Raw genomic sequence first — 25519 nt, forward strand, 5'->3', positions numbered from 1 at the left:
GTGGCCGCGCCGGCGCGCGCAAGCGGTGCGGCCGGGCGCAGCGGCTCAGCGCGGGGCCGAGCGCGCCAGCAGCGCGACGAGATCGTCCTTCCACAGTCGCGCCCAGGTGTGGCTGCCGTGCCCGCGCGTCGCGACGCTCTCGGGGATCAGCCGGAAGCGCGCGGCGCGCATCCGCTTCACCGCACGCGCGGGATAGTCGAGTGCGCGCGGGTTGATGAAATCGTCCGCCGAGTTGATCCAGGCGACGGGCGCGATGATCGCCTCGAGCCGCGGCCAGGGATCATAGCTCCGTGACGAGTCGACCGCCCAGATCAGGTCGTTGGCGTCGAGGCTCGCGAGCGACGCGGCGACACGCTGGCGCGCATAGGCCGCGGCCTGATCGCGCCCCGGATAGGCGTCCTGCAGGTAGATCGGCGCGCCGCCCGCGACGAACAGCAGCGACGCCGCGCCGCGCAGTCCGGCGAGCGGCTGTGCGGTGTAGCGACCGCCGGCATAGGCTGGGTCGGCGGTGATCGAGTCGATCGCGAGCTGGCGCCACATCCGGTTGAGCCCGGCGATCGCGACCGCCTCGCAGCCGAGCGGCATCAACGCGCGCGCCGCGTCGGGCCAGCGCTCGCCCCACAACAGCGCATGCATGCACCCCATCGACGTGCCCATGAGCAGCCGCAACCGCTTGATCCCTAGCGTCTCGGTCACCAACCGGTGCTGGAGCTGCACCATGTCGTCATAGTCGTAGTGCGGGAAGTCCGGACCTTGCCCGTCGGACGGCTTGGCGGAGCCGCCATGCCCAATATTGTCCAACAGGATGATGTAATAGCGCGTGATGTCGAGCGGCTGGCCGGGGCCGTACAGTTCGTCGGCAAACTGCGGCTGGAGGAACTGCTTGCCGGTGCCGCCGGTACCGTGGAGCACCATCACCGCATTGTCGATCGCGCCGGCGGCGTCGCGGTGCGGCGTTCCCAGCGTGGTGTAATGCAGCCGCACCTCGCGCAGCCGTGCGCCGCTCGCGAAACGCACATCCTGCAGCAGCGCCTCGGCCTCGCGCGTCGGCCAGGTCCGCTGCGGCGCCACCTGCGGCGCGGCCGCGGTGACGGGTGTGCGTTCGCCTGCGCCCTGCGCGTTGGTCGGCATGGCGGCGAAGGCGGCGAGGGCGAACCCGAGCAGGGCCAGGAGGGGGCGGATCATCCGCCACTTTGTCGAACAGCCGCGGGCGTGGCGCAAGCGCGCTGGTCAGGTCGCGGTGCGCATCCGCAGCAAATGCAGGAAGCCAGCGAGCGGGCAGCTGCGCCCGGGTCCGTCGTGGCAGCCGGGAATCGCCAGCGGCGTCACCGAACCGCTCCGCGCCAGCCGCCGCAGCTGCGTGGGCGACTGGGTGCGATAGGTGGCGCGGACGAAGCGCGCCCCGCCGCGGGCGCGCAGGAGTTCAAGCACCAGCGCTCCGCCGGGCGCGACGTCGCCCGTGGCATAGCCCGGCGCTTCGAGCGCGACGCCGAGTACCGCGCCGAGCGCGGTGACGTTGGTGTCATGCCCGACGAGCAGCTCGACCGCGGGTGCATCGCGCGCCGTGAAGCGCTGCGCGATGCGCTGCGCCAGCGGGCCCGCCTGGCGCGCTGCCATATAGGGCGGTCGCGAGAAGACGTCGAACAGCGCGGCGTGCAGCGCGCCCAGCCGGCGCAGCGTCGCCGCGTCGATCCGCGACCAGGCGCGGTCCATCGGCAACCCCTCGGCATATTGCAGCAGCAGCACCTGCGCGGTGCCCGAGACGTTGCGGATCGGTCCGATCAGGTCGATCGCGCGTCCATCGGCGCTGGGCCGCAGCGCGGAGGGGGGCAGCGGGCTGCACCCGCCCGCCTCGCCGCAGCCGAGGACGCGGTCGAGCGCGGCGACGAGGTCGCGGTGACGCGCCGCGAGCTGTTCCACGCCACCGGTATAGGCGTCGATCGAGGCGATCGCGACGCGCGCATCGAACGGCGCGGCGCCGGCGCGCAGCGGCTCGAACAGCGGGTCGATCTCGCCCGCGGCGCGATGCCCGACCGTCACCGCGCAACCCGGCGCGATCCCTTCGGCGAGCGCCGCGCCGCTCGCGATCGTGCGCGCGGAGGTGTTGGTCCAGATCGCGAGCTGGTCACCACGCGGGCAACGCGCGTGCGCGAGCAGCCCCACCGAGTCGAGCCAGCGCCGCGCCAGCCTGCCCTCGATCCGCAGCGCCTGCGCGCCGTGAGGGGTGAGCTGCTCGGGCGCAACGGGCCAGCGCGGCCAGGGCGCCGCCGTGCGCGTGCCGTCGGGGACCTCGCCCGGGATCGGCGCGCGCACGCCGTGGCGCACCAGTGCGATCACGCGCTCGACCTGCGGCGGGTGCGGGTGCACCGCCGCGCGCGGCGTGGCGGACAGCGTGGTGGACAGCGACGCGGACAGCGCCGCGGCTACCGCCAGCCGACCCCACGGGCGCTTCCATCCAGCCGTCATGTCCCGCCTCCGCCGTCGCTCGCGCTCTTCATTATAGCGGCACGGCGGGGATGTCAGCGCGCCGCAGGGCTAGACCATGAGGTCGAGCAGCAACACGAAGATCAGTCCGAACGTGCCCACCAGCGTCTCCATCAGTGACCAGGAGCGGAACGTGTTGCGCAGGCTGAGTCCGAAATATTCCTTGAACATCCAGAAGCCCGAGTCATTCACGTGGCTGCACATCAAGCTGCCTGCGCCGATCGCGAGCACCATCAGGTTCGGGTTCGCCCCGCTGGTGGCAAGCAGCGGCGCGATCAGGCCGCCTGCGGTGAGCCCCGCCACCGTGGCCGAGCCGAGCGCGACGCGGATCACGCTCGCGAGCAGCCAGCCGAGCACCAGCGGCGGCACCGGCAGCGTCGCCAGCTCGGCGGCGAGCACGCGGTCCGCGCCGCTCTCCACCAGTACCTGCTTGAGCGCGCCCGCGCCCGCGATGATCAGCAGGATCGGCGCGATATCGCGCGTCGCGGTGGCGAAGCTCGCCATCATCCGCGGCAGCGCGACCCCGCCAGCGCGCAGCGCCACCATCGCGATGGCAATGGCGACGAGCAGCACCACCGTCGGGTTGCCGACGAAGCGGACCACCGCGCCGACGCCGGGCGAGAGCCCGGCATAGCCGAGCGCGGTGGTGCCCGCGATCAGCCCGACCGGCAGCAGCGCACACAGGAAGCTTACGGCTATGCCCGGCGGTGTCGACGCCGCCGTGTCGTCGACCACAAACAGCGCCGATGGTGGAGACTCGATGCGCTTGAGCGTCAGCGCGAACAACGGTCCCGCGATCAGCAGCGTGGGCACGCCGACGATCAGGCCGAAGATCAGCGTCTGGCCGAGATCGGCATGGAGTTGCGTCACCAAGGCGGTGGGTGAGGGGTGCGGCGGCAGGAAGCCGTGCGCGATCGACAGGCCGGCGAGCAGCGGCATGCCGACATGCACCGGCGGCAGCTTGGCCCGCGCGGTGATCGAGAAGATCAGCGGCACCATCAGCACGAAACCGACATTGTAGAACAGCGGGATGCCGACGAGAAACCCGGTCGCCGCCATCGCCAGCGGCAGTCGTCGCGGTCCGAACAGCGCGATCAGCGCGTCTGCGATCTGCCGGGCGGCGCCGCTGTCCGCGATCAGCTTGCCGGCCATCGCGCCGAGCACGACGATCACGACGAGCGGGCCGATCGTGTCGCCGATACCCTTCTCGATCGCCTTGGGGATCGTCTCGAGCGGCACGCCGAGCAGCACGCCGGCGAGCAGTGCGGCGATCACGAAGGCGACCAGCGGCGGCGCCTTGGCGAGCGCCACCAGCACCACCAGCAGAACGATAACGGCGGCGATCGCGAGCAGCGTCATACCGGCGCAGTGACCATAAAAACCTCTCCCCTTCGGCCTTCTTCACGAAACCCTGCCGTCGTCCCGGACTTGGTCTGCGATCCACCGAGCCGCGCCGCCGCACGCAGCGCTTTGCGGAGGACTGGATCCCGGAACAAGTCCGGGATGACGGTAAGGTGCGGAGCGTTCCGGAGACTTTTGCGGCGCTATTTTCTAGGGGAGCACCATGGCGGTCCAAGCTGCTCGCTGCAACCGCGGCTTGCCCGGCATGCGGCCGATCGCCACCGCCGCTGACCCGCCCATCGTCGCTCACCTTGCCCCACCCCGTCGCGTTGCTACATCTCACTCATCTTGGCCGCGCTTCCCCCGCTCCTCTCCGACTGGTTCGCGCGCCGCGGATGGCGGCCGCGCCGGCATCAGCTCGACATGCTCGAGGAGGCGCGCGCGGGCCGCCACGCGCTGCTGATCGCCGCGACCGGCGCGGGCAAGACGCTGGCCGGCTTCCTGCCGACGCTCGCCGAGCTGATCGAGACGCCGACCGAGGGCCTGCACACGCTCTACGTCTCGCCGCTCAAGGCGCTGGCGGTCGACATCCAGCGCAACTTGGTCTCTCCGATCGACGAAATGGGCGCGGACATCCGCGTCGAGACCCGCACCGGCGACACGCCGTCCGACCGCAAGGCGCGGCAGCGCGTGCGCCCGCCGCAGATCCTGCTGACCACGCCCGAGTCGCTGTCGCTGCTGCTGAGCTATCCCGACAGCTTCACCATGTTCGCCGGGCTGCGCACGATCGTGGTCGACGAGGTCCATGCCTTCGCCACCGGCAAGCGCGGCGACCTGCTCGCGCTGTGCATGGCGCGATTGCAGACGATCGCGCCGGCGTGCCGTCGCGTCGCGCTCTCCGCCACCGTCGCCGACCCCGACGGCTATCGCGCCTGGCTCGCCCCTGACGGCGATATCGACCAGGTCGCGCTGGTCGAGGGCGAGCCCGGCCCCGACCCCGACATCGCCATCCTCCTGCCCGAGGACCGCGTTCCCTGGGCGGGCCATTCCGGCCGCTACGCCGCCGAGCAGGTGATGGCCGAGATCGAGACGCACCGCACCTCGATCGTCTTCTGCAACACCCGGAGCCTCGCCGAGCTGATCTTCCAGGACCTGTGGAAGGCCAATGCGATGCAGCTGCCGATCGGGATCCACCACGGCAGCCTAGAGAAAGAGGCGCGCCGCAAGGTGGAGGGCGCGATGGCGGCGGGGCGGCTGCGCGCCCTGGTGGCGACCGCCAGCCTCGACCTCGGCGTCGACTGGGGGGACGTCGACTGCGTGATCCAGATGGGCGCGCCCAAGGGCTCGTCGCGGCTGCTGCAGCGGATCGGGCGCAGCAACCACCGCCTCGACGTGCCGAGCGAGGCGATTGTCGTCCCCGGCAACCGCTTCGAATATCTCGAGGCGCGCGCCGCGCTCGACGCGGTGGAGGCGGGCGAGCTCGACGCCGACGTGTTCCGCATGGGCGCGCTCGACGTGCTGGCGCAGCACCTGATGGCGTGCGCCTGCGCCGCGCCGTTCCACCAGCAGGCGATGCTCGCCGAGGTGCGCTCGGCGCTGCCGTACTCGGCGCTGACCGACGAACTGTTCGAGCGCGTGCTCGGCTTCATCCGCGACGGTGGCTACTCGCTCAAGGCGTACGATCGGTTCAAGCGGCTGACGCAGGACGCCGACGGCAGCTGGCGCGTCAGCCACCCGCGCTTCGTCGCGCAGCACCGGCTCAACGCCGGCATCATCGTCGAGGCGACGATGCTCAAGGTGCGCTTCCGCAACGGCCGCGCGCTCGGCAAGGTGGAGGAAGGGTTCGCCGCGACGCTGAGCCACGGCGACACCTTCTTCTTCGCCGGGCTGAGTCTCGAGGTCGAGAAGATCGACACCGAGGACCTGATCGTCCGTGCTACCAGCCGCCCGGCGCGGATCCCGACCTATGGCGGCAGCCGCATGCCGCTCTCGACCAATCTCGCCTCGCGCGTGCGCCGCTTCCTCGCCGAGCCGGGCGAGTGGCACCGCTTCCCCGCCGACGTGCGCGACTGGCTCGAGATCCAGTCGCGCCGGTCGACGCTGCCCGCGCCCGAGCAATTGCTGGTCGAAACCTTTCCGCGTGAGGGACGCCACTACATGGTCGCCTACAGCTTCGAGGGCTGGAATGCGCACCAGTCGCTCGGCATGCTGGTGACCAGGAGGATGGAGACGCTGGGGCTCAAGCCGCTCGGCTTCGTCGCCAACGATTATGCGATCGCCTGCTACGGGCTGGAGCGCGTGACCGATCCCGCGGCTTTGTTCTCGGCCGACATCCTCGAGCATGAGTTCGTCGAATGGGTCGAGCGCTCGCACCTGCTCAAGCGCGCCTTCCGCGAGGTGGCGGTGATCGGCGGGCTGGTCGAGCGCCAGCACCCCGGCAAGCGCAAGACCGGGCGGCAGGTCACTTTCTCGACCGACCTAATCTATGACGTGCTGCGCCAGTACGAGCCTGGCCACGTGCTGCTCCAGGCCGCCTGGGCCGACGCGCGCGCGCGCATGACCGACGTCGGCCGACTGGCCGACCTGCTCGACCGCGCCGCCGACACGATGGTCCACGTCGACCTGCCGCGCGTCACGCCGCTGGCGGTGCCGGTGCTGACGCTGATCGGGCGCGAGAAGGTGGCGACGGGCAGCGCCGACGATTCGCTGCTGATCGAGGCCGAGGCGCTGGCGGCGGAGGCGATGCGGGTGGATTGAGGGGGTGGGGCCTCCCTGTCAGTCCTCCCCGGCACGGGGAGGGGGTCCGCCGCGCGTAGCGCGGGGGTGGAGGGGGCTCTCCACGAAACGCAGCGGCTGCGGCGGCCCCCTCCACCACCGCGTCGCGGCGGTCCCCCTCCCCGCGAGCGGGGAGGATCTCGCTCACACCTGGTTCCCGTCGGTGTCGCGCAGCACCTCGCGCCGGCCGACATGGTCTGGCCGGCTCACGACGCCTTCTTTCTCCATCCGCTCGATCAGCCGCGCCGCCGAGTTATAGCCGATGCGCAGCTGGCGCTGGAGCCACGAGGTCGACGCCTTCTGGCTGCCGCAGACGATCGCCACCGCGGCGCGATATTGCTGGTCCTCGGCCGAATCCTCGCCGGTCGGCGCGCCCTCCAGCGCGAAGCTCTCGGCCGGCTCCTCGGTGACCGACTCGATGTAATCGGGCTGACCCTGCGCGCGCCAGTGATCGGTCACCGCGCGTACCTCGTCGTCGCTGACGAACGGGCCGTGGACGCGGACGATGCCCTTGCCCCCGGGCATGTAGAGCATGTCGCCGCGCCCCAGCAGCTGCTCCGCGCCCTGCTCGCCGAGGATCGTGCGCGAGTCGATCTTGCTGGTGACGTGGAAGGAGATGCGCGTCGGCAGGTTGGCCTTGATCACGCCGGTGATGACGTCGACCGAGGGGCGCTGCGTCGCCATGATCAGGTGGATGCCCGCGGCGCGCGCCTTCTGCGCCAGCCGCTGGATCAGGAACTCGACCTCCTTGCCCGCGGTCATCATCAGATCGGCGAGCTCGTCGACGATGACGACGATCTGCGGCAGCACGTCATAGTCGAGCTGCTCCTCCTCGTAGACCGGCTGGCCGTTCTCGCCGTAGCCGGTCTGCACGCGGCGACCGAGCGGCGCGCCCTTGGCCCGCGCCGCGCGCACCTTCTCGTTGAACGAGGCGAGGCTGCGCACGCCGACCGACGACATCTGGCGGTAGCGGTCTTCCATCGTCTCGACCGCCCATTTGAGCGCGCGCACCGCCTTGGCCGGGTCGGTAACGACGGGCGAGAGCAGGTGCGGGATGTCGTCGTACATGCTCAGTTCGAGCATTTTCGGGTCGATCATGATCATGCGGCACTGGTCCGGCGTCAGCCGGTACAGCAGCGACAGGATCATGCCGTTGAGCCCGACCGACTTGCCCGACCCGGTCGTACCCGCGACGAGCAGGTGCGGCATTGGCGCGAGATCGGCGATGACGGGATCGCCGGCGATGTTCTTGCCGAGGATGACCGGGAGCTGCGCCGACTGATCCTCGAACGCTTGGCTCGCCACCAGCTCGTGGAGCGACACCATCTCGCGCCTGGCATTGGGCAGCTCAATGCCGATCACGGTGCGCCCTGGGATGGTCGCGACGCGCGCCGAAATCGCCGACATGTTGCGCGCGATGTCGTCGGCGAGCGAGATCACCCGCGTCGCCTTGATCCCCGGCGCGGGCTCGAGCTCGTACATCGTCACCACCGGGCCGGGGCGGACCTCGGTGATGTTACCCTTGACGTTGAAGTCGTCGAGCACGGTCTCGAGCAGCCGAGCATTGCGTTCCAGCGCGGCCTTGTCGACCGGGTTGCTCTGGTTCGCGGGCGCGGGGGTGAGCAGGTCGAGCCCCGGCAGCGTGTAGCTGTCGCGCAAGTCGAGCCGCTGCTGCGGCTTGGGCGCGGCCGCCGAGGGTGCTAGCGTGCGCTCGCTGATGACCGGGGCAGGGCGGTCGTTGGGCTCCGCCACCGCGCGGGGGGCCGGGCGGCGCGCCAGCGCGGGCGCGTCGTCGCGCTCAAACGGAGCGTCCGCGTCGTCGAATGGCTCGTCGGCGTCGCCGCGCGGGCGCCGTAGCCCGCCGCGCGGGGCAAGCCGGGCGAAGTCGATCTCAAGGCTGCGCCCCCACAGGAAGGCGCCGCCGATGCCGCTCACCACGCCGAGCGCGACGACGCCCCACCAGCGTACCGGCGCATCGCCGACCAGCCCGAGCGCCCAGCGAGTCGCCGCGACGACGCCGAGCCCGACCGCACCGCCCCAGCCGAACGGCAGCGCGGGCACCGCGCCGGGAGCGGCACAGCCGAGCGCCACCGCCATCAGCGCCACCGCCAGCACGGTGCCGCGCAGCATCCGCGGCCACTCGCCCGCCGGCTGCTCGCGCCACAGCCGCACCGCCACCAGCGGCGCCACCGGCAGAAGCAGCGCCACCGCGGGTCCGAACAGGGTCAGCGCCAGGTCGGCGAACCAGGCGCCGGGCGCCCCCAGCAGGTTGCCGCCCACGCCGCCCGCCGCGGTGTTGAACGCCGCGTCGCTCGGATGATAGCTCGCCAGCGCCACCGCCATCGCCAGCGTCAGCGCGAACAGCGCCACCGCGACGATCAGCGCGCCGCTGCGCAGCGCCCCCGCCTTCACCGTCTCGCGCCACAGCGGCGCGTCGGCCCTGCTCGCCATCTGTTCCCGTCCTCAGCGATGTCTGAAATGCCCGGCGTACATTGTCCGCCCAGCGCGAGTCCGCGTCAAGAGACCCGCCCTTTCCCGCCCGGGCGCGACCCTGTAGGGCAGATGCCATGGACCATGCAGACGTGCTTATCCTCGGCGGCGGGCTGGTCGGCAGCGCGCTCGCGGTCGCGCTCGACCGCCACGGCCTCTCCGCCATCGTGGTCGATCCGGCCGATCCCGCGGTAATGCTCGCGCCCGCGTTCGACGGGCGCGCCTCGGCGGTGGCAAGCGCAAGCCATCGCATGCTCGATGCCATCGGCGTGGGGGAGGCGCTGCGCGGCCAGGGCTGCCCGATCCGCCACATCCGCGTGAGCGACGGTCTGGCGCCGGGCAAGCTCGATTTCGTCCCCGCCGCGGACGACGCCGCGCTTGGCACGATGTACGAGAACCGGCTGTTGCGCCGCGCTTTGTACGACGCGGTCAGCGCCGCGCCGCTGGTCGACCTGCGCATGGGCACACGCGCGATCAAAGTGGAGCGCGACCAGGACGGCGTGCGCGCGACCTTGACCGACGGCCGCATCGTCACCGCCGACCTGCTCGTCGCCGCCGAGGGGCGCCAGTCGCCGACGCGCGAAGCGGCGGGGATCGCGGTGGCGCGCTGGCAGTATGACCATGCCGCGATCGTTGGCGCGTTCCACCACGAGCGCAGCCACGAGAACGTCGCCTACGAGATCTTCTATCCCGCCGGCCCGTTCGCGCTGCTGCCGCTGCCCGACGACGAGGTCGGGCACCGTTCGGCGATCGTGTGGACGGTCGCGGCGGACCAGGCCGCGGGCATGCTCAAGCTCGGCGACAGCGGCTTCCTCGCCGAGGCGGAAAAAAGCATGGGCGGGTTCCTCGGCGCGCTGTCGCACGCCAGCCCGCGCGCGAGCTACCCGCTCGGCTTCCATCATGCCGCGCGCGTGACCGGGACCCGACTCGTGCTTGTCGGCGACGCCGCGCATGGCATCCACCCGATCGCGGGGCAGGGGGTGAACCTTGGATACCGCGACGTCGCGGCGCTGGTCGAGGTGCTGGTCGAGGGACGGCGGCTCGGCCTTGACGCGGGCGACGCACAGCTGCTGCGCCGCTACGAGGCGTGGCGCGGGCTCGACACCTTCATGGTGGCGGCCGCGACCGACACGCTGACGCGGCTGTTCGGCATCCCCGGCAAGGCGGCGAGTGCGGTGCGGCGCTTCGGCATCAGCGCGGTGGACCGGATCCCGGCGCTCAAGGACCGCTTCATGAGCGAGGCGCGCGGCGAGAGCGGCGACCTGCCCAAGCTGCTGATGGGCGCGACAGTGTGAGCGGCTCGGGCTGAGTGAGTTCAGGCGAAGACGTGAAGAAGGCTTGTTCACGCGGGGGCGCGGAGGCGCGGACGGTTCGTGTCCGCCCGCAGAACGGCCAGAGTAGTTGCAAGCGAGAGCGTTAGAGACTGGTCCACGTCGTTTGAACCGTCGACGTGCTCCGGCGAACGCCGGAGCCCAGGGCCCACCGACGTCACGGCCCGCCGCTCTGGGCTCCCGCGTGCGGGAGCACGGCTCGGCAAATGTGGATCGGCGACTAATATGCGCTGATGCGCACGCGACCGCTCCGCGCCTCACGCGAACACACCCCCTCCTTCTTCGCGTCCTCGCGTCTTCGCGTGAACCAATCCTCCTCGCCAGTCTTGCTCAGAACTGGTGCCCGGTCCGGTCACGCTTGGTCGCGAGATAGCGCGCATTGTGCGGGTTCGCCGGCAGCGCGTGCGGCACGCGCTCCACCACGGTCACCCCCGCCGCCTCCAGCCCGGCGACCTTGGCGGGGTTGTTGGTCAGCAGTCGCACGCGCTCCTGGCCGAGCAGCACCAGCATCCGCGCCGCCACGCCGAAGTCGCGCGCGTCCACCGCGAAGCCGAGCCGCGTGTTGGCGTCGACCGTGTCATAGCCCTGGTCCTGCAGCGCATAGGCGCGCAGCTTGTTGACCAGCCCGATGCCGCGCCCCTCCTGCCGCAGGTAGAGCAGGATGCCCCAGCCGCTGTCGCGGATGCGGCGGATCGCGGCGTCGAGCTGCGGGCCGCAGTCGCATTTGAGGCTGCCGAGCACGTCGCCGGTCAGGCACTCGCTGTGCAGCCGCACCAGCGGCGGTGCGCCGGTCGGCTGACCGATCAGCAGCGCGACATGCTCGTCGGCGCTCTCGGGCGAGCGGAAGGCGACGATCTCACTATCCTCCGCCTGCGCCACCGGCAGCCGCGCGCGCACCGCGATCGCTAGCCGGGTCGCGTCTTCGTGCGCGTCGATCGCAGCAACGTCGATCGCCACCGCGGGTTCGGCCGCACCGGTGAAGAAAGCGGGTAGCAACCCGGCCACCCGCGCCAGCCGCAGCGCGGCGGCGCCCGCGACCGGGCTCGCCAGCGCGGCGGTACGGAACGGGCCCTTGAGCGGGGTGGCGAGATCGAGCTGCGGGTCGGCCAGCGCGGTGGCGAGGGCCATGTCGAACCACGGCGCGCGCTCGATCAGCACCGGCTGATCCGGCGCCGCGGCGGCACGCTGGTTGGTCAGCGTCAGCGTCTCCGCACGGCCGGCCGAGATCAGCACCGCATAAGCGTCGTCGGGCGCGAAGGCGGCCAGCCGCGCGGCGTCGGCGGTCTCCACCGCGAGCAGCACCAGCGGCGGCTCCCCCGGCGCGTGGAGCGCGATCGGCCAGCCGCGCCGCATCGCATCGATCGCGCGCGCGGCGTCGCGCGGATCCGCGCCGGCCTGGCTCACCAGGCGAACTCGGTCATGATCGGGACGTGGTCGCTCGGCTTGAGCCAGCTGCGGCACGGCTCGAACACGGTGTGGGACGTCGCGGTGCGCGCGACGTCGGCGGTGGCCCACATATGGTCGAGCCGGCGGCCCCGGTCGTTCTTGGTCCAGTCGGGCGAGCGATAGCTCCACCAGGTGTGGAGCCGTGCCGGCGCGGGATGGAAATGGCGTCCGAGATCAACCCAGTCGTTCGAGGCGCGCAGCCGCTCCAGCGCCTCGACCTCGATCGGGGTATGGCTTACCACCTTGAGCAGCGCCTTGTGGCTCCACACGTCGCTCGGCAGCGGCGCGATGTTGAAGTCGCCGGTGAGGATGGTGGGCACGTCGAGCGTCTCGGACCAGCGCGTCATCCGCTCAACGAAATCGAGCTTCTGGCCGAACTTCGGATTCACCTCGCGATCGGGCACGTCACCGCCCGCGGGGACATAGACATTCTCGAGCCGCACGCCGCCGGGCAGCCGGACACCGAGATGGCGTGCCTCGCGATTGGCCTGCCAGTCGAGCCGCTCGTCCGCCTCGATCGGCACGCGGCTGATGATCGCGACGCCATGATGCATCCGCTGCCCGTTGAGCAGAACATGGTCGTAGCCGAGCGCGCGGAACCCGGCGACCGGGAAGTCGGCGTCGATCACCTTGGTTTCCTGCAGACACAGGATGTCGGGCGCGGCCTCGCGCAGGAAACGCTCGACGATGTCGAGGCGGAAGCGAACGGAGTTGATGTTCCAGGAGACGATCTTCACGCCGCGCGACATAGAACGTCACCGCCGCGGCGCAAAGCGTCGACGCTCGGCCGCCGCCGAACGTGAAAGGCCCCCGCTCCGGGGGCATGGAGCGAGGGCCGACACAGCGTTCATCACGCACATGGGGGAGAAGGGCTCAGGGCAACAGGGGGAAAATCCCCGAGGCGTCCGCCCCCATGACCCTCTTGTAGGACAGAGAAGCTGTCACTCAGATGAACGGATTGTAGAAAATGTCAGCCGCTGCGCCCCTGCCGCCGCGGATCGGTCCAGCGGAAGCTGTTGTCGCTCACCGGCACGTTGAATTTCTGCGCGCTGAGCCGGACGGTGGTGCGGTTGCCCTGGCTGTCGAGCGCGACCCAGCCCTGCAGCATCAGCCCCGCCGGCGCCGCTGAGTCGCGCGCGAACACCATGGTGATTCGTCCGAACTCGGGGTGCTTGGGATCGTTCGCCTCAACCGACAGCACGTCCGGATTGGGCGAGGGAACGACCTTGGCGTAGCGCGAGATGTCCCGGCTGGGATCGATCAGCACGCCCAGGGGCGAGTTGCCGATCGGCCAGCGCTGCACCTGCTTCACCGAATAATCGATGAAGGTGAACGCCTTGCCATCGCTCACGATGAGCAGCGGCACGCCCTTCTCATATTGGAAGCGGATCTTGCCCGGCTTCTTGAGCGTCAGCACGCCGGTCAGCACGCGACCGTTGCGGTCGGTCTGGCTGAAATTGGCGGTCATCGTCTCGGCCGCGGTCAGAAACCGCTGCACCGTGGCAAGGTCGTTGCGCTGCGCGCTCGCCGGCGCGGCTACCACCGCAATCGCCGCCAACGGCAGGAGGAAAGTTCGCATCGTCACTCCGTGATCATCGCGGCCGTGCTGCCGTGGCGGCGTTGAACGCGCCGTGAACCCGGCGCGATCCGCTCAGCCGAGCAGCGAGGCGATTCCCGGCGTGTTCTCGGCACCGACCCAGCCCTCGTAGATCATCTTGCCCGCCACGAAGAGGATCACCGCCAGACCGACATAGGCGATCCAGCGGTAACGATCGATGATCCGCGCGATGACGTTGGCCGCCAGCCCCATCAGCGCAACCGACAGCAGCAGGCCGACGACGAGGATGCCGGGATGCTCGCGCGCGGCCCCTGCCACGGCCAGGACGTTGTCGAGGCTCATCGACACGTCCGCCACCGCGACCGCCCAGGCGGCGCCGACGAAGCTGCGTGCGGGCGCCACCGCGGCGTCGCCGTTGCCCTCCGCGTCGGGCTGGTGACCGCCGGCGCGGATCTCGCGCCAGAACTTCCAGCTGACCCACAGCAGCAGCAGCCCGCCCGCGAAGATCAGCCCGACGATCCCCATCAGCCAGGTGACGATCAGCGCGAAGAAGATGCGCAGCACCAGCGCGGCGCCGATGCCGATCAGGATCACCTTCTTGCGCTGGTCCGACGGCAGCCCCGCGGCGAGCGCGCCGACCACGATCGCGTTGTCGCCGGCGAGCACGAGGTCGATCATCAGCACCGAGCCGAACGCGGCGAGTGCGGCGGGATCGCCCAGATTGGAGAAGTCGGCGACGATATGCTGCCAGATATCGCCCAGCGAGCCTGGTCCCTGGGGCGTTGCGGCCGCCCCCGCGGCGGCCAGCATGGCGATCAGGCTCACAACGTCACTCCCCAAAAAAACGAACGGGCGGCACGCCATGACAACGCGCCGCCCGGAAAAAGTTACCGTCCTCGGCCCGCGGGCGCCGCGACCCGGCCGGCGCGCGTCACTGGTTCATCGAGTCGAAGAAATCGTCGTTGGTCTTGGAGTCCTTCATCTTGCCGAGCAGGAACTCCATCGCGTCAACCGTGCCCATCTGCATCAGGATGCGGCGCAGCACCCACATCTTGCTGAGCTTGTCCTTCTCGACCAGCAGCTCCTCCTTGCGCGTGCCGGACTTGCCGACGTCAATCGCGGGGAAGATGCGCTTGTCGGCGACCTTGCGGTCCAGCACGATCTCGGCGTTGCCGGTGCCCTTGAACTCCTCGAAGATCACCTCGTCCATGCGGCTGCCGGTATCGATCAGCGAGGTCGAAATGATGGTGAGGCTGCCGCCCTCCTCGATGTTGCGGGCGGCGCCGAAGAAGCGCTTGGGCCGTTGCAGCGCGTTGGCATCGACGCCGCCGGTGAGCACCTTGCCCGACGAGGGCACCACGGTGTTGTAGGCGCGGCCGAGGCGGGTGATGTTGTCGAGCAGGATCACCACGTCCTTCTTGTGCTCGACCAGGCGCTTGGCCTTCTCGATCACCATCTCGGCGACCTGCACGTGGCGCGTCGCCGGCTCGTCGAAGGTGGAGGAGACCACCTCGCCGATCACCGTGCGCGACATGTCGGTGACTTCCTCCGGGCGCTCGTCGATGAGCAGCACCAGCAGGAACACCTCGGGATGGTTGTGGCTAATCGCGCGCGCGATGTTCTGCATCATGATCGTCTTGCCGACGCGCGGCGGGGCGACGATCAGGCAGCGCTGCCCCTTGCCGATCGGGACGACGACGTCGAGCACACGGCCCGACTTGTCTTTGATCGTCGGGTCCTCGATCTCCATCTTGAGCCGCTCGTCCGGATAGAGCGGGGTCAGATTGTCGAAGTTGACGCGGTGGCGAACGCGATCCGGGTCTTCGAAATTGACCTGCATGATCTTCACCAGCGCGAAATAGCGCTCGCCGTCCTTGGGGCCACGGATCTCGCCCTCGACCGTGTCGCCCGTACGCAGGCCGTGCTTCCGCACCTGGTTGGGGCTGACGTAAATGTCGTCCGGGCCGGCGAGATAATTGGCCTGCGCCGAGCGGAGGAAGCCGAAGCCGTCGGGCAGCACCTCGATCGTGCCCTCGCCCATGATCTGCTCGCCGTTCTCGGCCTGGACCTTGAGAATGGCGAACATCAGATCCTGCTTGCGCAGCGTCGACGCGCCCTCGACCCCGAGCTCCTCGGCGAGCTGCACGAGGTCGGCCGGGGCCTTCTTCTTCAAATCCTTGAGATGCATGTAGACGTGTCCGATGTGCTCGGGAGTGGGGGGAAGCTCGGCCGGCAAATACGCTCGAGATACGAAGCTGTAGAGGAGGCAGGAGACCGGGACCGGTCACGCCGTGACCGCGAGGTAAGAGTCGGCCGCGGCTTAGTCAAGCCGGTGCACGATCTCAGAACGGCTTCACGATCACCAGGATGACGATCAGCACCGCGGCGACCGCGGGCACCTCGTTGACCAGCCGCAGCGCGCGATTGGAGAGGGTGGCGCGGCCGGCGGCGAGCTTGCGCGCATAGCCGATCGCCCAGCCGTGATAGCCCGAGAGCAGCACGACCAGCGCGATCTTGGCGTGAAGCCAGCCGAGACCGGGCGTGCCATCGGCGATGCCGGCATTGAGCGCGAGCGCGATGCCGAGGATCCACACCAGGATCATCGCGGGCGTGAGGATGATCGCGCGCAGCTTGCCCTCGCGCTCGACCCAGCGCGCCGCCTCGGCCGGGTCCGCTAGCCCCTCCTGGTGATAGACGAGGTAGCGCGGCAGCATGAACATGCCCGCCATCCAGAAGATCACGAAGATGAGATGCGCCGCCTTCACCCAGTCATAGGTCGCGCCGAGGAATCCCGCCATGTTCATGTCCTGCCCTTAGGCGTCGCGGAGGCGCGCGACCAGATGCTCGACGTGCGCCACCGGGGTGTGCTGGCCGATGCCGTGGCCCAGGTTGAAGACATGCGGCCGCTCGGGAAAGGCGGCGAGGACGCGGTCGATGCCGCGGTCGAGCGCGGCGCCGCCGACGCGCAGCGCGAGCGGATCGAGGTTGCCCTGCACCGGCAGCCCGGGCGGCAGCACGCGGTCGGCCCAGACAGGATCGACCGTCTCGTCCAATCCGATCGCATCGACGGCGGTGCCCGCGGCATAGACGAGGAGCTTGCCGCCCGCCCCCTTGGGAAAGCCGATGATCGTCGCGCCCGGGCGCCGCGCCCGCAAGCCGTCGACGATGGCGCGGTTGGGCGCAATCACCCAGCGCTCGAACTGCTCTGGGGAGAGGCTGCCCGCCCAGCTGTCGAACAGCTGCACCGCCTCGACCCCGGCGTCGAGCTGGGCGGCGAGATAGTCGATCGTCAGCGCGACCACCGCGTCAATGATCGCCGCGAACGCCGCGGGATCGCGATAGGCGAAGAGCCGGGTCTCTTCCTGATCGCGGCTGCCCTGGCCCGCGACCATATAGGTCGCCACGGTCCAGGGTGAGCCAGCGAAGCCGAGGAAGGTGGTAGCAGGGGGCAATGCGGCGGCGACCCGGCGTACCGTGGCATAGACCGGATCGAGCCGGGTGGGCACTGCCTCCAGCGACGCCAGCGCGGCGGCGACCAGCGGAGGCGCGAGCCGCGGCCCCTCGCCGGCGCCGAAGCTGAGCTCCTGGCCGAGCGCCCAGGGCACCATCAGGATGTCGGAGAAGAGGATCGCGCCGTCGAAGCCGAAGCGGCGGATCGGCTGGAGCGTCACCTCCGCGGCGGCCTCGGGATCGGTCGCGAGCGCGAGGAAGCCGCCCTTCTCGGCGCGAAGGTCGCGATACTCAGGCAGGTACCGCCCGGCCTGGCGCATGAGCCACAGGGGCGGGCGCTCCTGCCGCTCGCCCCGGAGCGTACGCAACAGCGGTTTGGCGGACTCGGTCGGAGGAGTGGGCACGTGTGAGATCGTCCTCGCCCCCTTCAGATAATAGAATCTCGAAGAAGGTTGTTGATGCGGATGGCGCGTGGGTTGCGGTGGCTTAATCCGCCGTCACCGGAAATGCCAACAGCTTGACGGCAGGAGTCTGACGCGGAGTCAGGGATTCGCAGCTGTTTGTCCCCGCTATCCACAGGCTGTGGAGGAACATCGCGGCTGCGGACGATATTGTGGATGGAATCGGATTCATCCACGGCCGCGGCGCTCGCTTGGCGGCGCGGGCGAGTTGCGCTAGCGCGCGTCCCCATGTTGTCCACAGTTCGATCCCCAGGCGGCTGAGGATGGTGCGCCTTCACCTCCATCTTCTCTCCGACTCTACCGGCGAGACGCTGGAGAACATCGCCAAGGCGGCGCTGGCACAATATGACGACGTCGAGACGGTGCGGCATTTCTGGCCGATGGTACGGACCGAGATGCACCTCGATCGCATCCTCCAGGAGATCGCGCAGAACCCCGGTCTGGTCGTGTTCACGCTGGTCAACCCGGTGACCCGCACCGCGCTGGAGAACCGCTGCCGCGCGCTCGGCCTGCCGACGGTGGCGCCGCTCGATCCGGTCAACGACGCGTTGTCGATGCTGCTCGGCCAGCAGGCCAAGGCGCGCCCGGGGCGCCAGCACGTGCTCGACGCGGCCTATTTCGCCCGCGTCGACGCAATCCAGTTTACCATCGCGCACGACGACGGGATTGCGCACGAGGAGTGGGAAGAGGCCGACATCCTGCTCGCCGGGGTGAGCCGCTCATCCAAGACGCCGACCTCGATCTATCTCGCCAACCGCGGCTACAAGACCGCCAACATCCCGATCGTGGTGGAGAGCCCGCCGCCCGCCTCGCTGTTCGCGCTCGAGCATCCGCTGATCGTCGGGCTGACCACCAGTGCCGACCGGCTGATCCAGGTGCGGCGCAACCGGCTGCTCTCGCTCAACCAGGCACCCGAGACCGATTATGTCGACCAGGACGCGGTGGCGCGCGAGATCGCCTTCGCGCGCCGCATCTTCGCCGACAATGGCTGGCCCGTCATCGACGTAACGCGGCGCTCGATCGAGGAGACCGCGGCGGCGATCATCGCGCTGGTCAACGACCGGCGCGGCACCGCCGCGCGGCCGGTCGACTGAGCCGACAAATTCTCCCATGTTGATCTTCTCATGCTGATCCTCGCCTCGCAGAGCGCCTCGCGCACCGCCATGCTGTCCGCCGCGGGCGTGCCGTTCACCGCCGAGCCGGCGCACGCCGACGAGGCCGCGCTCAAGGCCGCGATGCCGCGCGCGCGCCCGCGTGACCTCGCCGACGCGCTCGCCGAGCTCAAGGCGCTCAAGGTGTCCGCGCGGCACCCCGGCGCGCTGGTGCTCGGGTCTGACAGCCTCGCGGTGCTCGACGACGGCAGCGTGCTCGACAAGCCGACGACGCGCGAGGAGGCGCGCGACCATCTCCGTCGCATGTCGGGGCGGCACCATGATCTGGTCAGCGCCGCGGTGATCGCGGAGAATGGCGGGGCGGTGTGGCGTGTCGTCGATGCGGCGCGGATCGTCGTGCGGCGGCTGTCCGACTCGTTCATCGAGACCTATCTCGACGCCGAATGGCCGACGATCGCGGGCTGCGTCGGCTGTTATCGGATCGAGGGGCCGGGGGTGCAGCTCTTCGCCAAGGTGTCGGGCAGCCAGTTCACCGTGCTCGGCATGCCGCTGCTCCCGGTGCTCGATTATCTCCGCACGCGCGAGGTGCTGCCGACATGACGACCCCCTATGCCGAGGTGATCGGCGACCCGATCGCGCATTCCAAGTCGCCGCTGATCCATCGCTTCTGGCTCGAGCGACTGAAGCTGGAGGGCGATTACCGGGCCACCCGCGTCGACCCCGCCGGGCTCGCGGGCTATTTCGCGTCGCGCGCGGACGATCCCGCCTGGCGCGGCTGCAACGTCACCGTGCCGCACAAGGTGGCGGCGCTCGATCATGTCCCCGATCCCGGTGGCGTGCGCGATACGATCGGCGCGATCAATACCGTGTTCCGCGACGACGCAGGCCAGCTCGCCGCGACCAATACCGACGCCGCCGGCTTCCTCTCGCCGATCGCGGACCTCGACCTCGCCGGCGCGTCGGTGACGGTGGTGGGGGCGGGCGGCGCGGCGCGCGCGGTGCTGTTCGCGCTGTCGAAGGTGGGGGTGGGGCGGGTGACCCTGCTCAACCGCACCCCGCTGAAGGGCGCCGCGCTGCTCGCGCGCTTCGGGCTCAAGGGCGATGCGCTGCCGCTCGACGCGCGGCTGCGGCCCGATACCGCGCTGCTGGTCAACACCAGCGCGCTTGGGATGACGGGGCAGCCGCCGCTCGCGCTCGACCTAGACCCGCTGCCCGAGGACGCGATCGTCTATGACATCGTCTACGCCCCGCTCGAGACGCCGCTGCTCGCCGCCGCACGGGCACGCGGGCTCGACATGGTCGACGGGCTGGAGATGCTGATCGGCCAGGCCGCGCTCGCCTTCGAGCTGTTCTTCGGCGCCGCGCCGCCGCGCGATCAGGACGACGTTCTGCGCGACCTGCTGCTGGCGTGAGCGCGCGATGATCGTGCTCGGGCTCACCGGCTCGATCGGGATGGGCAAGTCGACGGTTGCGCGCATGTTTGCCGAGGCCGGCGTCCCGGTGTTCGACGCTGACGCCGTGGTGCACCGCCTGCAGGGACCGGGCGGGGCGCTGGTCGCGGCGATCGCAGCGCGCTTTCCCGGCACCACCGGCCGCGACGGAGTCGATCGTGCCGCGCTCGGTGCCGCCGTGCTGGGCGATGCGGCGGGGCTGCGCGATCTGGAAGCGATCGTTCACCCCGCGGTCGCGGCCGAACGCGCCGCCTTTCTCGCACGGCACGCCGACGCAGCGCTGGTGGTGCTCGATGTGCCGCTGCTGTTCGAGACCGGTGGCGATGCCGCGGTGGATCAGGTCGCGGTGGTGTCCGCCGCACCGGCGGTGCAGCGCGCGCGCACGCTCGCACGCCCCGGCATGACCGTGGCGAAATATGAGTCGATCCTCGCGCGCCAGTTGCCCGACGCCGAGAAGCGTGCGCGCGCCGACATGGTGATCGCGACCGACGTGCCGCTGGCCGAGACGCGCGCCGCGGTGCTGCGCCTGATCGCTTGCGCGCGCGCCGCGGCGGGCCGATAACGCTACCCATGCGTGAGATCGTCTTCGATACCGAGACCACGGGGCTGAGCTTCGCCGGCGGCGACCGAATGGTGGAAATCGGCTGCGTCGAGCTGTTCAACCGCTGTGAGACCGGGCGCACCTTCCACGCCTATTTCCACCCCGAGCGCGACATGCCCGAGGAAGCCGCGCGGGTGCACGGCCTGCGGATCGACTTCCTGTGCCAGCATCCGGTGTTCGCCGCCGGGGTCGAGCCGCTGCTCGAGTTCCTCGGCGACGCGCCGCTGATCGCGCACAATGCCGGGTTCGACTTCTCCTTCCTTAACGGCGAGCTCGAGCGTTGCGGCCGCAGCGCGGTGTGCCGCTCGCGCATGGTCGACACGCTCCAGCTGGCGCGCACCCGCCATCCCGGCGCCAAGCACACGCTCGACGCGCTGTGCAGCCGCTATGGCATCGATCGCTCGCATCGCGTGCTTCACGGCGCGCTGCTCGACGCGCAGCTGCTGGCGCAGGTCTATGTCGAGCTGCAGGGCGGGCGCCAGATCGGGCTGGGGCTGGTCAGCGAGCCGATCGTCGTCGCCGCGCCGACGACGGAGACGGCCACCACAGCGGTGCGCGCGCGCCCGCCGCGGCTCTTTTCGGCGAGTCCGGCGGAACTGGCAGCCCACGCCGCGTTTCTGAAAGGGGTCAACGAACCCCTGTGGGGGGCCGCGGCGTCCGGATGACGCACAGTGAACCGCCGGTGCCGGGGGCTTGCCGGCGCAACGAAGGAGACGATTGATGGATATCCGGGTATCAGGTCACCAGGTGGCGATCGGCGACGCGCTGAAGGCCCATGTGCAGGACCGGCTCCAGGGTATCGCTGATAAATATTTTGCGCGCGCGATCTCGGCCGAGACCACCTTCGGCAAGGGGCCGCACGACAATGGCTTCACCTGCGACATCGTCGCGCACGTGACGCGCGGGCTGGTGCTCAAGGGGCGTCACGACGCGCATGACGCGCATCTTTCGTTCGATGGCGCGGCGGAGAAGATCGAGAAGCAGCTGCGCCGCTATGTCCGCCGGCTCAAGGACCGTACCCCGGCGCATGCCGCGGTCGAGGCTGAGCAGGACCGCACCGGCTATGACAATGCCGGTTACACCCTGTTCGCCGAAACGGCCGACGAGGAGGAGGCGGGCGACGCGCCGCTGGTGATCGCGGAGACCCGCGTCGACGTGCCCGAGGCGAGCGTCTCCGATGCGGTGATGATGCTCGACCTGCGCAACACCCAGGCGCTGCTGTTCCGCAATGCGGGCACGGGATCGTACAACATGGTGTACCGCCGCGGTGACGGCACGATCGGCTGGGTCGAGCCGCAGCGCGCCGGCTGAGGCGCGCAGCGGATCGACCGAACGAGACGATGGCCAGCGATCTGAGCGACCTGCTCGCGCCCGAGCTCGTCGCTGTGGGAATGCCCGCGGCGTCGAAGAAGGCGTTGTTCACCCAGATCGGCGCGCTTGCCGCGCCGATGCTGGGGCTGGAGCCGCGCGCGATCGCGGAGGCGCTCGCGGCGCGCGAGAAGGAAGGATCGACCGGCTTCGGCGGCGGGGTGGCGATCCCGCACGCGCGGCTTCCCGGCATGCGGCGGGTCGCGCTGGTGGTGGCGCGGCTGGCGCACCCGATCGCGTTCGCCGCGGTCGACGATGTCGCAGTGGATGTGGTGGCGGCAATGCTGTCGCCGCCGCACGCCGGGGGCGAGCATCTCAAGGCGCTGGCGCGCGTCGCGCGGCGCTTCCGTGACCGCACGCTGGTCGCGAAGTTGCGCGGCGCCGCCTCGCCCGACGCAATCTACGCCTTGCTCACCGCGGACGAAACGCGTGACGCCGCCTGAGGGAGCTGCCGCGCATCATCGTGCGCTCGAATCGCTCTATGCCGCGGCGCCGATCAACCGGCTGTTCGAGTCGCGGCTCGAGATCGCCGCACCGGGGGTGGCGCGGATCCACTTCCGGGTCGACCGGCGCCACTTCCATGCCGCGGGGGCGGCGCATGGAACGAGCTACTTCAAGATGCTCGACGACGCCGCTTTCTACGCTTGCAACAGTCTGGTGACCGACCGCTTCCTGCTGACCACCCAGTTCAGCCTGCTGCTCACCCGTCCACTGGGCGAGGGGCCGGTGGTGGCGGAGGGGCGCTGGGTCAGCGGGCAGCGCCGCGTGTTCGTCGCCGAGGCGCGGCTGGTGGCGGAGGACGGCGAGGAGGTCGCGCGCGGCACCGGCACCTTCATGCGCTCGCGCATCGCGCTGGCGACGCTGCCCGGCTATGCGGCGAGCGCGGCGTGAGCGCGCGGCTGCCGACGCATATCGCGGTGACCGCGCTGCTCCGCCGCGTCAACGATGCCGGCGGGCTGGGCGTGGTGCGCGCCACCGGCGAAGCACAGGCCGGCGCGGTGCTGCTGCTGCTCTGCGAGGGCCGCGGCATGCGGGCGCTGGAGCGGATGCGCGGGCTCGACGACCGCGACGTGCTGGTGCCCGCAGGACCGGGCGAGTCCGATTCGGCCACGATCGAGGATTATTGGCAATTGCGGCGGCGCCGTGACCCCGATCTGTGGGTGATTGAACTGGACATCCCGGCGGCCGAACGGTTCGTCGCTGAAACGATGCTGGTTGATTGACGCTGTTAACCTCCCGACCGTAGCCCGTCCTGATCGACAACAGGCGTTGTGCCGATGCGGGGTGCGATCCCGAACGGTGACGCAGTCGGGGGGGCACCCGGACGGTCCATGAGCAGCTAACGCTGATTCAGCGATCGTTTCCGCGTACCCACCGCATAGACAAGACGTGGAATGCCCTTAGGTTCCCGCGCTGCCGCTTTCGCAGCGTTCACTGCCTCGATCATCTCGCTGGCCCTCCAGAGCGCGCCCGGCCTCGCCGCCGAAGTGCCGACGCTTCCGGGCATCACCGCGGGCCAGATCGCCGATACGGCCGCGACCCTCGTGGCGCCGGCGCAGAGCGCCGACCCGTTCCTCGATCCGAGCGCTGCCGATCAGGCGGACGATCAGATCGCTTACCCCACCCTCGCCGCGGCAGTCGCGGATCAGTCGATCCCGTCGAGCACCGACGAGGACATGCGCTGCCTCGCCGGCGCGATCTATTTCGAGTCACGCGGCGAGCCGCTGAGCGGTCAGCTCGCGGTCGCCGAGGTGATCCTCAACCGCACCAAGTCGCGCCGCTTCGGCGGCAGCGTGTGCGACGTCATCACCCAGAAGGGCCAGTTCTCCTTCGTGCGCGGTGGTCGCATGCCCGCGGCGCCGTCGAACGACGACTGGCGCACCGCGATGGCGGTCGCCAAGGTGGCGATGAAGGACGCCTGGGAGACCGACGCGTCGGACGCGCTCTATTTCCACCATCGCAGCGCTGCCCGCGCCGCCGGCGTGCGCGTCGCGTCGATCGGCAATCACGTTTTCTTCCGCTGAGCGCTGCGGCGCCCGCCCGTGATCGGGTAAGTGTTCTTCGCACCTGGCTGATCGGGCCACGTCAGCCCCGATAGCATCGTCTCCCCGGCGCAGGCCGGGGTCCGGCTACGGAACGGTTGCGGGTCTCACCGCGGCCTCCGAGTCGGACCCCGACCTGCGCCGGAATGACGTGTCGGTGTCGTGGAGGTTCTGCCCGGCGACGCTCAGTCCGCATAAGCCTTCGCGAGGTCGAACAGATAGTCGCGCGCGGCGTAGAGCGACGCCACCCGGATGCGCTCGTTGAGACCATGAACGCCGTTGAAGTCGGGATCGAGGAACGTGCCGGGCACGCCATAGACCGGGATGCCGATCGCCTCGAGGAACACGCCGTCGGTCGCGCCGGTCGACATCGTCGGCAGCAGCGGCACCCCGGGGAAGTGCTGCCGCGCCAGCGCTTCCATCGGGGCGATGATCTTGGGGTCGAGCGTCGGGGGCACCGCGGTGGGGCGGATCGGCTGGTTGGCCGTGACCGCCACCTTTGCACCCGCCAGTTCGCGCAGCTTGGCCAGCGTGCCGTCGACCGTCTCTCCCGGGAAGATGCGGCAGTTGACGTTGGCGGTGGCGCGCTGCGGCAGCGCGTTCTCGGCATGGCCGGCGTTGAGCAAGGTGGCGACGCAGGTGGTCCGCAGCGTCGAATGCATCACCTGGTCGCGGCTGACGATCACGTCGGCCGCGCGATCCTGCGGATCGGCCAGCAGCCGGGTGATCGCGCCGGCCTGTTCGCCGCCCACGCGCTGGGCGGTGGCGGTGAAATAAGCGCGCGTCGTATCCGTGAAGCGCACCGGGAATTCGTAGTTCTGCACCGCCTTGATCGCATCGACGAGCTCGTAGATCGCATTGTCGGGCACCGGCGTGGAGCTGTGTCCGCCCGGGTTGGTCGCGAGCAGCGTGAAGTTCTGCGCTGCCTTCTCGCCGACCTGCACCGCGAGCAGCTGGCGCTTGCCCTGCGCGTCAAGCCGTCCGCCACCACCCTCGTTGAGCGCGAACTCGGCCGCGATCAGTTCGGGGCGATGCTGCGCCAGCCATTGCGCGCCGTTGAACGCGTAGGTGGTCTCCTCGCCGCAGGTCAGCGCCAGCTTGATGGTGCGTTTGGGGCGATAGCCCTGCTGACGGAAGCGGACCATCGCATCCGCCCAGATCGCCGCCATCGCCTTGTCGTCGACCGCGCCGCGCGCATAATAATAGCCGCCTTCCTCGACCAGCTTGAACGGATCGCGCTGCCAGTCCTCGCGCTTGGCCGCGACCACGTCGAGATGGCCGAGCAGCAGCATCGGCTTGAGCGTCGCGTCGCTGCCGTGCAGCACCGCGACGACGCCGCCGTCGTTCGGATGCTCGGGGGTAGAGAAGAGCGTCACGTCGCCCTCGGCATAACCTGCGCGCTTGAGCCGCGTGGCGACCTGCTCCGCCGCCCGGGTGCAACTGCCGACGTTCACCACCGTGTTGGTCTCGACCATCTCGCGATACAGATCGAAGAAAGCCTTCTCGTCCGGTCGCGCCTGCGCCCCCGCGCTTGTCCCCGCCAGCAGCGCGGCGAGCGCCGCCGTGATCCCGATCTCGCGCATCGATCCTCCCTCGTCCCGTCCGGCAC

The 25519-nt window shown here is 70.1% G+C and carries 24 protein-coding genes; 12 read left to right on the forward strand and 12 right to left on the reverse strand.

All coding sequences use genetic code 11. The annotated features are described in order from the left end of the window. Positions 1-45: 45 nt before the first annotated feature. From ACMGDM_RS07080 to ACMGDM_RS07090, 3 genes are all read right to left on the reverse strand, one after another. Positions 46-1185, reverse strand: a complete 1140-nt coding sequence (locus ACMGDM_RS07080; protein WP_436803387.1) for an alpha/beta fold hydrolase — start codon at positions 1183-1185, stop codon at positions 46-48. A gap of 45 nt (positions 1186-1230) precedes the next feature. Next, entirely contained in the window at positions 1231-2466 is a 1236-nt protein-coding gene (locus ACMGDM_RS07085) for a histidine-type phosphatase (protein ID WP_436803388.1), read from the reverse strand. A 69-nt stretch (positions 2467-2535) separates the two neighbouring features. After that, complete coding sequence (locus ACMGDM_RS07090; RefSeq protein WP_436803389.1) at positions 2536-3843, reverse strand: GntP family permease; 1308 nt, start codon at positions 3841-3843, stop codon at positions 2536-2538. A gap of 330 nt (positions 3844-4173) precedes the next feature. Between ACMGDM_RS07090 and ACMGDM_RS07095 the strand changes: the two genes are divergently transcribed. Then, complete coding sequence (locus ACMGDM_RS07095) at positions 4174-6582, forward strand: ligase-associated DNA damage response DEXH box helicase (protein ID WP_436803390.1); 2409 nt, start codon at positions 4174-4176, stop codon at positions 6580-6582. 162 nt (positions 6583-6744) lie between these two features. Here ACMGDM_RS07095 and ACMGDM_RS07100 read toward each other — a convergent pair whose 3' ends face one another. Next, positions 6745-9051 (reverse strand): DNA translocase FtsK, encoded by a 2307-nt coding sequence (locus tag ACMGDM_RS07100; RefSeq protein WP_436803391.1) that lies wholly within the window; start codon positions 9049-9051, stop codon positions 6745-6747. A 116-nt stretch (positions 9052-9167) separates the two neighbouring features. On the opposite strand from ACMGDM_RS07100, the gene ACMGDM_RS07105 reads away from it, so the two are divergent. Continuing rightward, the gene (locus ACMGDM_RS07105; RefSeq protein WP_436803392.1) at positions 9168-10385 is read left to right on the forward strand and encodes a UbiH/UbiF/VisC/COQ6 family ubiquinone biosynthesis hydroxylase; all 1218 of its coding nucleotides are present in this window, start codon (positions 9168-9170) and stop codon (positions 10383-10385) included. A 366-nt stretch (positions 10386-10751) separates the two neighbouring features. Here the strand turns inward: ACMGDM_RS07105 and ribA are convergent, their stop codons facing one another. The 7 genes from ribA to hemE form a co-directional block, all read right to left on the reverse strand. After that, a complete protein-coding gene (gene ribA, locus ACMGDM_RS07110) occupies positions 10752-11774 on the reverse strand; it encodes a GTP cyclohydrolase II (protein WP_436803638.1) in 1023 nt (340 codons plus the stop codon). A gap of 47 nt (positions 11775-11821) precedes the next feature. Next, positions 11822-12604 carry an exodeoxyribonuclease III gene (locus ACMGDM_RS07115; RefSeq protein ID WP_436803393.1) on the reverse strand — a complete coding sequence of 261 codons (783 nt, stop codon included), beginning with the start codon at positions 12602-12604 and terminating at the stop codon, positions 11822-11824. 233 nt (positions 12605-12837) lie between these two features. Beyond that, positions 12838-13446, reverse strand: a complete 609-nt coding sequence (locus ACMGDM_RS07120) for a LolA family protein (protein WP_436803394.1) — start codon at positions 13444-13446, stop codon at positions 12838-12840. Positions 13447-13518: 72 nt separating this feature from the next. Then, the gene (locus ACMGDM_RS07125) at positions 13519-14235 is read right to left on the reverse strand and encodes a TerC family protein (protein WP_436803639.1); all 717 of its coding nucleotides are present in this window, start codon (positions 14233-14235) and stop codon (positions 13519-13521) included. Between the two features lie 121 nt (positions 14236-14356). Next, positions 14357-15613, reverse strand: a complete 1257-nt coding sequence (rho, locus tag ACMGDM_RS07130; RefSeq protein ID WP_436803395.1) for a transcription termination factor Rho — start codon at positions 15611-15613, stop codon at positions 14357-14359. A gap of 154 nt (positions 15614-15767) precedes the next feature. Further along, positions 15768-16223, reverse strand: coding sequence for a CopD family protein (locus ACMGDM_RS07135; RefSeq protein WP_436803396.1), 456 nt, complete (start codon positions 16221-16223; stop codon positions 15768-15770). 15 nt (positions 16224-16238) lie between these two features. Further along, the gene (gene hemE / locus ACMGDM_RS07140; protein ID WP_436803397.1) at positions 16239-17279 is read right to left on the reverse strand and encodes a uroporphyrinogen decarboxylase; all 1041 of its coding nucleotides are present in this window, start codon (positions 17277-17279) and stop codon (positions 16239-16241) included. Positions 17280-17599: 320 nt separating this feature from the next. Here hemE and ACMGDM_RS07145 point away from each other — a divergent pair, with 320 nt between their 5' ends. From ACMGDM_RS07145 to ACMGDM_RS07190, 10 genes are all read left to right on the forward strand, one after another. Then, on the forward strand, positions 17600-18430 hold the full coding sequence (locus ACMGDM_RS07145) for a pyruvate, water dikinase regulatory protein (RefSeq protein ID WP_436803398.1): 831 nt from the start codon (positions 17600-17602) through the stop codon (positions 18428-18430). Between the two features lie 30 nt (positions 18431-18460). Further along, complete coding sequence (locus ACMGDM_RS07150; RefSeq protein WP_436803399.1) at positions 18461-19048, forward strand: Maf family protein; 588 nt, start codon at positions 18461-18463, stop codon at positions 19046-19048. After that, on the forward strand, positions 19045-19860 hold the full coding sequence (locus tag ACMGDM_RS07155) for a shikimate dehydrogenase family protein (protein ID WP_436803400.1): 816 nt from the start codon (positions 19045-19047) through the stop codon (positions 19858-19860). Before ACMGDM_RS07150 ends, ACMGDM_RS07155 begins: the two co-directional genes overlap by 4 nt. Before the next feature lie 7 nt (positions 19861-19867). Then, entirely contained in the window at positions 19868-20461 is a 594-nt protein-coding gene (gene coaE / locus ACMGDM_RS07160; RefSeq protein ID WP_436803401.1) for a dephospho-CoA kinase, read from the forward strand. Positions 20462-20469: 8 nt separating this feature from the next. After that, positions 20470-21165 (forward strand): DNA polymerase III subunit epsilon, encoded by a 696-nt coding sequence (gene dnaQ / locus ACMGDM_RS07165; RefSeq protein ID WP_436803402.1) that lies wholly within the window; start codon positions 20470-20472, stop codon positions 21163-21165. Positions 21166-21220: 55 nt separating this feature from the next. After that, positions 21221-21811 (forward strand): ribosome hibernation-promoting factor, HPF/YfiA family, encoded by a 591-nt coding sequence (gene hpf, locus ACMGDM_RS07170; RefSeq protein WP_436803403.1) that lies wholly within the window; start codon positions 21221-21223, stop codon positions 21809-21811. Between the two features lie 29 nt (positions 21812-21840). Further along, positions 21841-22311 (forward strand): PTS sugar transporter subunit IIA, encoded by a 471-nt coding sequence (locus ACMGDM_RS07175; RefSeq protein WP_436803404.1) that lies wholly within the window; start codon positions 21841-21843, stop codon positions 22309-22311. Further along, complete coding sequence (locus ACMGDM_RS07180) at positions 22298-22759, forward strand: PaaI family thioesterase (protein ID WP_436803405.1); 462 nt, start codon at positions 22298-22300, stop codon at positions 22757-22759. The genes ACMGDM_RS07175 and ACMGDM_RS07180 overlap by 14 nt, the downstream gene beginning before the upstream one ends. Further along, the gene (locus ACMGDM_RS07185) at positions 22756-23091 is read left to right on the forward strand and encodes a DUF1491 family protein (RefSeq protein ID WP_436803406.1); all 336 of its coding nucleotides are present in this window, start codon (positions 22756-22758) and stop codon (positions 23089-23091) included. Before ACMGDM_RS07180 ends, ACMGDM_RS07185 begins: the two co-directional genes overlap by 4 nt. 171 nt (positions 23092-23262) lie before the next feature. Beyond that, positions 23263-23892 (forward strand): cell wall hydrolase, encoded by a 630-nt coding sequence (locus ACMGDM_RS07190; RefSeq protein ID WP_436803407.1) that lies wholly within the window; start codon positions 23263-23265, stop codon positions 23890-23892. 203 nt (positions 23893-24095) lie between these two features. Here ACMGDM_RS07190 and ACMGDM_RS07195 read toward each other — a convergent pair whose 3' ends face one another. Then, positions 24096-25493 carry a M20/M25/M40 family metallo-hydrolase gene (locus ACMGDM_RS07195; protein ID WP_436803408.1) on the reverse strand — a complete coding sequence of 466 codons (1398 nt, stop codon included), beginning with the start codon at positions 25491-25493 and terminating at the stop codon, positions 24096-24098. Between the last annotated feature and the right edge of the window lie 26 nt (positions 25494-25519).

This window comes from Sphingomonas larreae (assembly GCF_051400595.1).
In the GTDB taxonomy this organism is placed as follows: domain Bacteria; phylum Pseudomonadota; class Alphaproteobacteria; order Sphingomonadales; family Sphingomonadaceae; genus Sphingomonas.

Bases quoted from the DNA above. Each gene is read 5' to 3' on its own strand.
- ACMGDM_RS07080 (WP_436803387.1), bottom strand. From the start codon at position 1,185: ATGATCCGCCCCCTCCTGGCCCTGCTCGGGTTCGCCCTCGCCGCCTTC.
- ACMGDM_RS07085 (WP_436803388.1), bottom strand. From the start codon at position 2,466: ATGACGGCTGGATGGAAGCGCCCGTGGGGTCGGCTGGCGGTAGCCGCG.
- ACMGDM_RS07090 (WP_436803389.1), bottom strand. From the start codon at position 3,843: ATGACGCTGCTCGCGATCGCCGCCGTTATCGTTCTGCTGGTGGTGCTG.
- ACMGDM_RS07100 (WP_436803391.1), bottom strand. From the start codon at position 9,051: ATGGCGAGCAGGGCCGACGCGCCGCTGTGGCGCGAGACGGTGAAGGCG.
- ACMGDM_RS07105 (WP_436803392.1), top strand. From the start codon at position 9,168: ATGGACCATGCAGACGTGCTTATCCTCGGCGGCGGGCTGGTCGGCAGC.
- ribA (WP_436803638.1), bottom strand. From the start codon at position 11,774: ATGCGGCGCGGCTGGCCGATCGCGCTCCACGCGCCGGGGGAGCCGCCG.
- ACMGDM_RS07120 (WP_436803394.1), bottom strand. From the start codon at position 13,446: ATGCGAACTTTCCTCCTGCCGTTGGCGGCGATTGCGGTGGTAGCCGCG.
- ACMGDM_RS07125 (WP_436803639.1), bottom strand. From the start codon at position 14,235: ATGCTGGCCGCCGCGGGGGCGGCCGCAACGCCCCAGGGACCAGGCTCG.
- rho (WP_436803395.1), bottom strand. From the start codon at position 15,613: ATGCATCTCAAGGATTTGAAGAAGAAGGCCCCGGCCGACCTCGTGCAG.
- ACMGDM_RS07135 (WP_436803396.1), bottom strand. From the start codon at position 16,223: ATGGCGGGATTCCTCGGCGCGACCTATGACTGGGTGAAGGCGGCGCAT.
- ACMGDM_RS07145 (WP_436803398.1), top strand. From the start codon at position 17,600: ATGGTGCGCCTTCACCTCCATCTTCTCTCCGACTCTACCGGCGAGACG.
- ACMGDM_RS07150 (WP_436803399.1), top strand. From the start codon at position 18,461: ATGCTGATCCTCGCCTCGCAGAGCGCCTCGCGCACCGCCATGCTGTCC.
- ACMGDM_RS07155 (WP_436803400.1), top strand. From the start codon at position 19,045: ATGACGACCCCCTATGCCGAGGTGATCGGCGACCCGATCGCGCATTCC.
- coaE (WP_436803401.1), top strand. From the start codon at position 19,868: ATGATCGTGCTCGGGCTCACCGGCTCGATCGGGATGGGCAAGTCGACG.
- dnaQ (WP_436803402.1), top strand. From the start codon at position 20,470: ATGCGTGAGATCGTCTTCGATACCGAGACCACGGGGCTGAGCTTCGCC.
- hpf (WP_436803403.1), top strand. From the start codon at position 21,221: ATGGATATCCGGGTATCAGGTCACCAGGTGGCGATCGGCGACGCGCTG.
- ACMGDM_RS07175 (WP_436803404.1), top strand. From the start codon at position 21,841: ATGGCCAGCGATCTGAGCGACCTGCTCGCGCCCGAGCTCGTCGCTGTG.
- ACMGDM_RS07190 (WP_436803407.1), top strand. From the start codon at position 23,263: ATGCCCTTAGGTTCCCGCGCTGCCGCTTTCGCAGCGTTCACTGCCTCG.
- ACMGDM_RS07195 (WP_436803408.1), bottom strand. From the start codon at position 25,493: ATGCGCGAGATCGGGATCACGGCGGCGCTCGCCGCGCTGCTGGCGGGG.